This is a genomic window from Bathymodiolus azoricus thioautotrophic gill symbiont (genome assembly GCF_001298715.1).
Lineage (GTDB): Bacteria > Pseudomonadota > Gammaproteobacteria > PS1 > Pseudothioglobaceae > Thiodubiliella.
The window spans coordinates 1-1044 of the sequence record NZ_CDSC02000310.1; the positions used below are offsets into that span (position 1 = coordinate 1).

A 1044-nucleotide genomic window follows, 5' to 3' on the forward strand; every position below is an offset into this window, starting at 1 on the left:
GCATCGATAAAAACATTCAATTTGCCATTCGCGCCAAGATGTGTCAAGCGCTTAAAGACATTATCATTGACAAAGACAACAAGTGGCAGCCTTTGCTTGATAAACAAGGAGCAACGGTTACTGGACAAGCCACTTTCAAGATGCAACAGTTTTATCGGCGATGCTGGCACAGTGTTTGATTTAGTTGTACAAAGAACACAAATCAAAGGACAAATTGAGATGGATTTATCCCTAGACACCGACAATGTCAGTAATACTGACCAAAGCCTTGCTATTGGTGAGTATATTTATCGCACTATTGCCACTAATCTTGAGGGCTTAAATGCCAGTGAGATTATCCATTTTTATAATCAGCGCGCTGATGATAGTGAGAACCGCATTAAAGAGTTAAAGAGTGACTTTGGCGCAAGACAAATGCCTTGTGGGGATTTTAATGCTAACAGCCTGTATTTTGGTATTTGTACTTTGTCTTATAACTTATTTGCTTTAATGCGACAATTACTACCGCTTGAGTTTGCTAATAGAAGGGCAAAGTATGTACGTCATCGCCTCTACGCTATTGCTGCCAAAATTGTTCAACATGGTAGGCAAGTGATTGTTAAGTGCCAAGCACAATATTATGACTTACTTGCAAGGGCGCTAAACAACATCAAAGCGTTTAAGCCGTTGCTATCTTGATTTAAACCAACAACAAAACAAGCTCTGCCTAAACAAAGGAGGCTTAAGCACACCTGAAAAACCCAAACGATCCAAAATATCGAATAATTTGTGCTGATCTTATCAAATTAGGGGTATTGTTTGTATTTTTATGGATGCAAGACTTGAATGGGGTGAGTTTTTGGGATTTTGATTGGTATTTTTGGGTTTGGGTGGTTCTATTTTTGGATTTGGGTATATCTTATTTAACTCTCAGTTTTTTAATTTAGAAATAATTAGGCATGTGTGCTACTGAATTACAGTTAATAAGAAAACAAAGTAAATAAGAAGTAAAATATTGGCATGAAAGGAATAATATTAGCCGGCGGGTCTGGCACTCGTCTATAC

At 37.6% G+C, this 1044-nt stretch carries 1 protein-coding gene; it reads left to right on the forward strand.

Annotation, left to right across the window (positions count from 1 at the left end):
* Positions 1–171: 171 nt before the first annotated feature.
* Positions 172–678, forward strand: a complete 507-nt coding sequence (locus tag BAZSYMA_RS06005) for a transposase (protein ID WP_090716682.1) — start codon at positions 172–174, stop codon at positions 676–678.
* Positions 679–1044 lie beyond the last annotated feature (366 nt).